Below are 5,791 nucleotides of genomic sequence, written 5' to 3'. Positions count from 1 at the left end.
TCGCGGTGATCCGCGTCGGCGGCGCGACCGAGGTCGAGGTGAAGGAGCGCAAGGATCGCGTTGATGACGCGATGCATGCGACCCGCGCGGCCGTCGAGGAAGGCATCCTGCCGGGCGGCGGCGTCGCCCTGCTGCGTGCTTCCGAGCATCTCAAGGGGCTGCGCACCAAGAACGATGACCAGAAGACCGGCGTCGAGATCGTGCGCAAGGCGCTATCCTATCCGGCGCGCCAGATCGCGATCAACGCTGGCGAGGACGGCTCCGTCATCGTCGGCAAGATCCTGGAGAAGGATCAGTATGGCTACGGCTTTGACTCCCAGACCGGCGAGTACAGCAACCTGGTCACCAAGGGCATCATCGACCCGACCAAGGTCGTTCGTGTGGCGATTCAGAACGCGGCTTCTGTTGCGGCGCTCCTGATCACTACCGAAGCCATGGTGGCCGAATTGCCAAAGAAGAACGCCGGCGGTGGCGGCATGCCTCAAGGTGGCGGCATGGGTGGTATGGATTTTTAAGTCCAGCTCGTTTAGAGCTCAACAACAACGAAGGTCCGGCAGAGATGCCGGGCCTTTATTGCAGGAACCGGCAAAAAAGCGGCCGCTGGGAAGCGTCGTGAATTCTCGCCGTTTCACGGAGTTCCGTGAGGACGCAATCTCAAAATCAGCACTTTACATTGCAGCCGGGTGGCGGCTGAGAATTGTTACCAAACCAGTCAGGACGCACCTGGATTTTGGGAAGTGCATAGCTCCGCCCTGGTTGGTCGCTCCTGTGATTACCAGAGACCGAAGACCGCGATCATCTGGGACGCGGGGATCATGAGTAGCAGGCCGGCTACGATCGAGACACCCGGTGCAATAGCGACCACAGCGAGCAGCAGCATGATAGGGCCGAAGGAGCGCTTGTGTAGGCGACCCATCAGCCAGCCCAGAGTAAAGTGATCTGCCGGTGCCTCGTCGTGCAGCCGCTGCAGCAGGACCGAGGCAGGCACACCCCCCATCATCGGCGGGCATTGTCGGCTTGAGCTGGTCGGGGCTCGTTGGGACCCGGTACGCCGGGGAGCGGATATTTTGGGAGGCGCCCGGTCGACGCAGCCGACGCTGCGAGGGTCAGAGCCGACCCAGAAGTAGCAATACGACGAGGATGACCAGGATGGTACCAATGACCCCCATCCCACCGTGGCCATAGCCGTAGCCGTAGCCGCCGAAGCGGCCGCTGAAGCCACCAAGCAGGAAGATGATGAGGAGGAGGATGAGGATAAGTCCGATCGACATTGTCCGACTCCTTTGGTGGGACCTTGCACGCGGCCCCGGATGGAGGGGCCGATGCAGTTGACCGGATCACAAGGGCGCGGCCGCGCCATCGCGATCGAGTGCGCGCTCGAGCGCGCGTTGAGTGGGCATGGTTCTGTGACAGAGGTTGCCACGCCCAAACAGCGTCTCTCGTGCGCTTAATACGGGGAGTAGTATTGGCGGCGATAGGGATACGGGCCGCCGTTGTAGCCTGGCGCATAGTAGCCCGGCGCATAGCCCGGCCCGTAATAGCCACCACCACCGTAGGCTCCATAAGCGGCGGCTCCAGCCGCTGCACCCAGGATGCCAAGACCAATTGCGGCCCCCGGAGCGCCGTAGTAGCCGCGACCGCGGTAGTGGCGTCGGTAGTAGACTTCTGTCACTGCGGACGAAGAAGCCCCTTGTGTCAGAAGAGCCGTGCTCGGCGAGGTCGGAGCTGCCCCCGAAGGCAGCACCGAGCCGAGCGTCGCCGCACCGAAGAGTGCGACCGCAATCGCGTGTTTCATTATCTGCTGGTCCATGGTCGTATCCTCTCGAACTTGGAGCATCTCAAGCGGCAAGTCGATTGCGTGCCGCTGGCCGATAACGAACCTCGACCCAGGGCGCTCGAGGCGCTGGTGGGGGCGGATCCGAGGATTCGTGGTTCTAGCGAACTCGCAGAGCCGCCTCTGTACTCGCGCCGCGACTTAACCGATTACTTGGCGCAAGTTTTGTCTGCCTTCAAAGCCGCTTCTGCCGAGGCCTTTGTCGTGTGAGCGGCGCCGACAACCTTCATGCTGCCGCCGGCAGTAGGCTGGCTCTCGACGATCTGGCACTTCATGGTCGCAGTATCCTGAGCCAGGTAGAACGAGGAGGGCGATTGGCCAACGGTTTTGCCAGTCTCCGCCGCGAATGACGTAGAAGCGAATGCGAGAACAGAGACTGTCGCTAATAGAATTCTTGTCATAGTATCCACCAATTCTCATGCGTCCGGAATCGGACAAAGAATGAACAGGACAAGCCGACAAGAGTTCCAGCTATCGCCGATTTGTTTCTTGCGTGTGGATTCACGTGGATCAGTGACAGCCCTGAAAGTCTGTCGACAGGTTGTGCCAATCGCTCAATTCCATTTTGCCCTAGCGGCGATCCTTTCAGCGGGTGTTGCCGTTAGCGGGAATCAATTGGCTATAGCTGCGCCCCTCGCAAACATTCTCTCAATCACCGATGGATGCCGAGAGCAGGGCGGTTAGAAGTATTGTGCCGCAACGCAGCGCGAGCTCATGGTCAAAATTGCTCATCGGCATCACTCATCGCAATGTCACTCTTTGACCCAAGCCCCACTGACGAGTAGGCGCAATAGGCGATGCCCACCATGAGCAGGAGCCTGAAGGCCCTTCTAGAAACCGTGGGGGCCTTGAAGCTGAACGACTGATCAGAAAGGCTGCCGAAGGTTCAATGCGTCGATCTATGATGTGACAAGAACTTCTACGGACATCCCGGCGAAGGCGCCGATGCTGCCGACGAAGCTGCCGGACACCGGAATCGTCTGCCGGATGTCGCGCGCGACCGCGACCGGGATCAGATTGAAGCCGCCGAGACTGCGATTCGTCGGGTCGAAAGTGATCCAGCCGGCGCCCGGTACGAAGACCTCGGCCCACGCGTGGGTTGATCCCGCATCGCTCGATCCGACGCTCTGTTGCTCTGGATTGTAAAGATAGCTGGAGACGATCCTGGCTCCAAACCCGAGCATGCGTGCTGCTTCGGTGAACAGCACCGCGAAATCCCGGCATGATCCCCAGCCACGATTTAATGTTTCTACCGGCGTTTGGGTACCCTCATCCTCACGGCTCTGGTACCGGACAGCTTCCGAAACGCCGACGCTCAGGTCCTTTAGCAGCGACAGCGTATCAGTCCGACTTCCTCGAACGAACATTTGTGCCCAATTTCGTAGGACCCCCTCCGGGTCCGAGAACTGGGGAATGGTGTTGTCGTTCACCAATAATGTAGTGGACGATAGGGTGACCCCGACGAGGCTGCGCAGGGTTCGTACCCGGAAGTCAGGATTGTTAGTTCAGTCGGCTCCGCGGGTTGCGGTCAGTTGCTGGCGATATCGCTCGGCATCCCAATTCACCAACGCGGCCTCATTGTTCTGAGTTAGGTAGCGCACCTGCGCAGTGAGAGGCAAACGGCAGATCACCAGGGCGAGACAGCTCAGCATCGCCTCGGCGCCGTCGCTTGCATCCTTGCGAATGACGCAACCGAGGCCTGGAATGAGCAGCGCAACCGGATGCGGCAGCCCGTCCGCCCGCACTCGCGATGTCAGGGCGCGAAGATCCTCGCCTCGTTCCAGCACGGGTAAGCCCGGACCGAGGAAGACCACGTGATCCGGATAGAGCGAGCCGCTGGTCGCGATCGCACGGCTGGAGGGGTCGATGGCGATGCTGTGACATTGCGGGTCTCTTGTCAGGCGATACGGCGTGCCCGCGCAGAGCGAGCGCCGCGCCTCTTCATCAGGGCCAATCGTGCTCCGCGGCTCGAGCGCGAGACGAGTCTCGACCTCGTCGACCAGCGCCTCCGCGGCGGCGCAGGTTTCGGCGCCGACCACCAGTCCATGATTGCCGAGGATCAGCACATCGATCCTGTCCTGCGCCAGCGCATTCTGCACGGCCTTCGCCAGCGGCAGTCCCGGATGATGGTAGTCGAGCCAGCGCCAGGCCAGACCATCCAGTCGCCTCGCAAATTCCTCCCGCGCATCGGTCCGCACCGCCCAGGCAATGGTGTTGACCGAATGCACGTGCAGAACCACCGGATGCGGCATCAGCGCGTGCAGCGAAGTCTCGATCGAGGGACGCAGTGTCGTGCCGGCATTGGCGGCGAGGGGCACGCGTACGTCGTCTTGCGCCAGCGCGGTGCGTGCCGCGCCGAGCGGCACCGGCACGAAGATGTCCTTCTGTTCCGCATCCGCAAGCCAGGTCCCGGAGGCTTTCACCCACAGAATGTCATCATGCTTGATCGAGGAATTGCCGCCGGCGCCCTGGACCAGGAGGATGTTGCGGCCGACGCGCGCCGACATGCGACGAAGCTCGTTGAGCAGGGCAGATTGATGTTGCATTGCGCGCCTCTCACCAAGCCAGATGGTGCATCGTCCAGTCCGGCATCGGCACGTCGGCGCCTGCCGAAGGGCGTCGTGCCTGGTCGCGGTGCACGCCGGATCTGAGCAGCAGCGTCAGCATGCCGGCCCTGGCGGCGCCGGCCACGTCATGGTCGAGGCTGTCACCGATCATCAGCACGCGTGCCGGCGCCGGCTGGCCGAGCCGCTCGAGCGCCGCGGCGAAGATCGGCGCGTGCGGCTTGCCAACATAGGTCACACGGCCGCCCAGCGTCGCGTAGAAGCGCGCCAATGCGCCGGGCGCCGGGATCAATCCGGTGGCGCCGAACATCGCGAGATCGGGATTGGCGCACAACATCGGCAGGCCGCGTGCAACGGCCCCGGTCAGGCACGCGCGCCAGTATTCGGGCTCGGCCACGGAGTCATCGAGACCTGCGAGCAGGATGAAATCGGCTTTCCCGATGTCGGTAACGAGATCGAGGTCGAGCCCGTCGACGATCGCCTTATCGCCGCCGCGCGCGATCAGGAAGCAGCTCTGGCCAAGTCCGATGAAGGGCTCCTGCGCGTGCGCCTTCAGGCCGTGCCACGTGACTTCGCCTGATGTCAGGATGCCGTCATAGGCCTCCGGGGAAAGACCGAGTGAGGCAAGTCGCGCAGCATTGCTGCTGGCGCGCTTGCCGGAGTTCGACAGCACGAGGATGCGCTTGCCGGCCTGGCGCAGGCGCGCAACGCAGTCGCGCGCCTGGGGAAAGACGGCCTGGCCCTTGTGCAGCGTGCCCCATTGATCGAGCAGTACGTGATCGAAGTGGCCGGCGATCGTGCCGAGACCTTCGATGTCGATGATGTCGGCTGTCATGGCGGGGCGCCTCGCAGTGCGAGCAGCGCCGCGCCGTAACTGGCCTCCGTCTCTTCGGCGACGGTCACGGCAACGCCGAGGGCGCGGCGCCTGATCTCGATCCAGGCCGCGTTTTTCGCCCCGCCACCGATGCTGACGACGCGCCGCAGCTTTGGTGCTCCGAGCTCGGCCAGGCGCCGATAGGCGAGCGCTTCGATCCCCGCGATGCCTTCGAGCAGCGCCTGGAAGAAGCGGCGGTCGTCCGAAGGGCGCGGCGCCACCTTTGCCGGCAGAGCCGGATCGGCGATTGGAAAGCGTTCGCCGGGCTTGGGAAGTGGATAGTAATCGAGCCCGGTCGGCACCTCCGGCCGCAATTGCGGCGTCAATCGTTCCATATCGGCGGCCGTGAAATGCGCGAGCAGCGCGCCGCCGCCGGAATTGGAGGCGCCGCCGGCGAGCCAGCGCTCGCCCAGCCGGTGCGAATAGACGCCTTGATTGGCGGCGAAGATCGGCCGCGTCGCCAGCAGCTTCACCACCAGCGTCGTTCCGAGCGAGGTGACGGCATCGCCGGGCGTATCG

Annotated in this window: 8 protein-coding genes and 1 pseudogene; 2 read left to right on the top strand and 7 right to left on the bottom strand. The window is 63.1% G+C overall.

What is annotated here, in order from left to right; genetic code table 11:
• Positions 1-515, top strand: a 515-nt coding sequence (locus tag MOV75_RS25090; protein ID WP_309486967.1) for a TCP-1/cpn60 chaperonin family protein, incomplete at its 5' end; no start/stop codon positions are given.
• Between the two features lie 257 nt (positions 516-772).
• On the opposite strand, the gene MOV75_RS25085 is transcribed toward MOV75_RS25090, so the two are convergent.
• The 3 genes from MOV75_RS25085 to MOV75_RS25075 all read right to left on the bottom strand — a co-directional run bounded on the left by MOV75_RS25085 (position 773) and on the right by MOV75_RS25075 (position 1,795).
• Positions 773-988, bottom strand: coding sequence for an exopolysaccharide biosynthesis protein (locus MOV75_RS25085; RefSeq protein ID WP_247006789.1), 216 nt, complete (start codon positions 986-988; stop codon positions 773-775).
• 118 nt (positions 989-1,106) lie between these two features.
• Complete coding sequence (locus MOV75_RS25080; RefSeq protein ID WP_246917856.1) at positions 1,107-1,271, bottom strand: DUF3309 family protein; 165 nt, start codon at positions 1,269-1,271, stop codon at positions 1,107-1,109.
• Between the two features lie 176 nt (positions 1,272-1,447).
• Positions 1,448-1,795, bottom strand: a complete 348-nt coding sequence (locus tag MOV75_RS25075; protein ID WP_247006788.1) for a hypothetical protein — start codon at positions 1,793-1,795, stop codon at positions 1,448-1,450.
• On the opposite strand from MOV75_RS25075, the gene MOV75_RS25070 reads away from it, so the two are divergent.
• Positions 1,787-2,044 carry a hypothetical protein gene (locus tag MOV75_RS25070; protein ID WP_247006787.1) on the top strand — a complete coding sequence of 86 codons (258 nt, stop codon included), beginning with the start codon at positions 1,787-1,789 and terminating at the stop codon, positions 2,042-2,044. The genes MOV75_RS25075 and MOV75_RS25070 overlap by 9 nt on opposite strands.
• Before the next feature lie 689 nt (positions 2,045-2,733).
• Here MOV75_RS25070 and MOV75_RS25065 read toward each other — a convergent pair.
• The 4 genes and pseudogenes from MOV75_RS25065 to MOV75_RS25050 all read right to left on the bottom strand — a co-directional run.
• Positions 2,734-3,249 (bottom strand): annotated as a pseudogene (locus tag MOV75_RS25065) (transglutaminase family protein); the annotation flags it as partial.
• Positions 3,250-3,339: 90 nt separating this feature from the next.
• The gene (locus MOV75_RS25060) at positions 3,340-4,380 is read right to left on the bottom strand and encodes a class II aldolase/adducin family protein (RefSeq protein ID WP_246917858.1); all 1,041 of its coding nucleotides are present in this window, start codon (positions 4,378-4,380) and stop codon (positions 3,340-3,342) included.
• A 10-nt stretch (positions 4,381-4,390) separates the two neighbouring features.
• The gene (locus tag MOV75_RS25055; protein ID WP_247006786.1) at positions 4,391-5,233 is read right to left on the bottom strand and encodes a TIGR01459 family HAD-type hydrolase; all 843 of its coding nucleotides are present in this window, start codon (positions 5,231-5,233) and stop codon (positions 4,391-4,393) included.
• Positions 5,230-5,791, bottom strand: a 562-nt coding sequence (locus MOV75_RS25050; protein ID WP_247006785.1) for an FGGY-family carbohydrate kinase, incomplete at its 5' end; no start/stop codon positions are given. The genes MOV75_RS25050 and MOV75_RS25055, both read right to left, overlap by 4 nt.

Origin of the sequence: Bradyrhizobium sp. PRIMUS42, from assembly GCF_023006515.1 — a bacterium.
GTDB lineage: Bacteria > Pseudomonadota > Alphaproteobacteria > Rhizobiales > Xanthobacteraceae > Bradyrhizobium.
The sequence above is the reverse complement of the archived record's forward strand: the minus strand, read 5'-3'. Positions and strand labels throughout refer to the sequence as shown.

Bases quoted from the DNA above. Each gene is read 5' to 3' on its own strand.
- MOV75_RS25055 (WP_247006786.1), bottom strand. From the start codon at position 5,233: ATGACAGCCGACATCATCGACATCGAAGGTCTCGGCACGATCGCCGGC.
- MOV75_RS25075 (WP_247006788.1), bottom strand. From the start codon at position 1,795: ATGAAACACGCGATTGCGGTCGCACTCTTCGGTGCGGCGACGCTCGGC.
- MOV75_RS25060 (WP_246917858.1), bottom strand. From the start codon at position 4,380: ATGCAACATCAATCTGCCCTGCTCAACGAGCTTCGTCGCATGTCGGCG.
- MOV75_RS25080 (WP_246917856.1), bottom strand. From the start codon at position 1,271: ATGTCGATCGGACTTATCCTCATCCTCCTCCTCATCATCTTCCTGCTT.